General features: G+C 69.8%; 1 protein-coding gene. It reads left to right on the top strand.

Translation table 11 applies throughout. The features are described from left to right. A partial coding sequence (locus CXQ97_RS18480) for an FAD-dependent monooxygenase (protein ID WP_104182351.1) occupies positions 1-1492 on the top strand: 1492 nt, incomplete at both ends.

Genomic DNA, 1492 nt, shown 5'->3' with positions numbered 1-1492 from the left:
CACCACCATGGTTACGTCTCGGGCGACCCCCGGATCCAGCCCGCAGCAGGCGTCGGGCTCGACCGGCCGGAGGAGCTCCCGGACGAGGTCGACGTCCTGATCATCGGCACCGGACCCGCCGGGATGATCACCGCCGCGCAGCTCTCGCAGTTCCCCGGCATCACCACGCGGATCGTGGAGCGCCGCCCGGGCAGGCTCCCCATCGGTCAGGCCGATGGCATCCAGGCCCGCAGCGTCGAGACGTTCCAGGCCTTCGGGTTCGCCCAGCGCATCACCGACGAGGCCTACCGGATCGTCGAGATGGCCTTCTGGAAACCGGATCCCGCGGATCCCTCCCGCATCGTCCGCACGGCGCGTCCGGAGGACGATCCGACCGGCATCAGCGAGTTCCCGCACCTGATCGTCAACCAGGCACGCGTCCTCGACTACTTCGCCGAGTTCATGCGGAACTCGCCCACGCGCATGGCGCCCGACTACGGCTTCGAATTCGCGGGCCTCGAGGTCGACGACGACCGCGAGTACCCCGTGACGGTCACGCTCCTGCGCACAGCCGGGGAGCGTTCGGGCGAGGAGCGCACGGTCCACGCGAAGTACGTGGTCGGCGCGGACGGCGCCCGCAGCAGGGTCCGCGAGGCCATCGGCTGCAGCCTCGCGGGTGACCGGGCCAACCATGCGTGGGGCGTCATGGACGCCGTCGCCGTCACCGATTTCCCCGACATCCGCCGCAAGTGCGCCATCCAGTCCGGTGCGGGCGGCAGCATCCTCCTCATCCCGCGCGAGGGTGGCCACCTGTTCCGCATGTACGTGGACCTCGGTGAGGTGGACCCCGCGACCAAGGGGTCGGTCCGCAGCACCACGATCGACTCGATCATCGCGAAGGCCAACACGATCCTCAGCCCGTACACCCTCGATGTGCGGAACGTCGCCTGGCACAGCGTGTACGAGGTGGGCCACCGCCTCACCGACCGGTTCGACGACGTCCTGCCGGAGCAGGTGGGAGCCCGTACCCCGCGCGTCTTCATCACCGGCGACGCCTGCCACACCCACAGCGCCAAGGCCGGCCAGGGCATGAACGTCTCGATGCAGGACGGCTTCAACCTCGGCTGGAAGCTCGGGCACGTCCTCGAGGGACGCAGCCCCGAAGCCCTTCTGGCGACCTACTCCGCGGAGCGCCAGGTGGTCGCGAAGGACCTCATCGAGTTCGACAAGGAGTGGTCGGCGCTCATGGCGCGGAAGCCGGAGGACTTCGCCGACCCGTCCGAACTCGAGGACTTCTACGTACGGACCGCCGAGTTCCCGGCAGGGTTCCGCACCCAGTACGCGCCGTCCGTGCTCGTCGCGGAACCCACGCACCAGGAACTCGCCGGCGGGTTCCCGATCGGCAAGCGGTTCAAGTCCGCGCCGGTGGTCCGCGTGTGCGACGGCGTCCCCCTGCACCTCGGCCACCACGCGACGGCCGACGGGCGCTGGCGCATCTACGTCTTCGCCGACC

This window comes from Arthrobacter sp. B0490 (genome assembly GCF_002929355.1).
Classification (GTDB): Bacteria; Actinomycetota; Actinomycetes; order Actinomycetales; family Micrococcaceae; genus Arthrobacter_D.
This window is presented reverse-complemented; position numbering and strand designations above follow the sequence as displayed.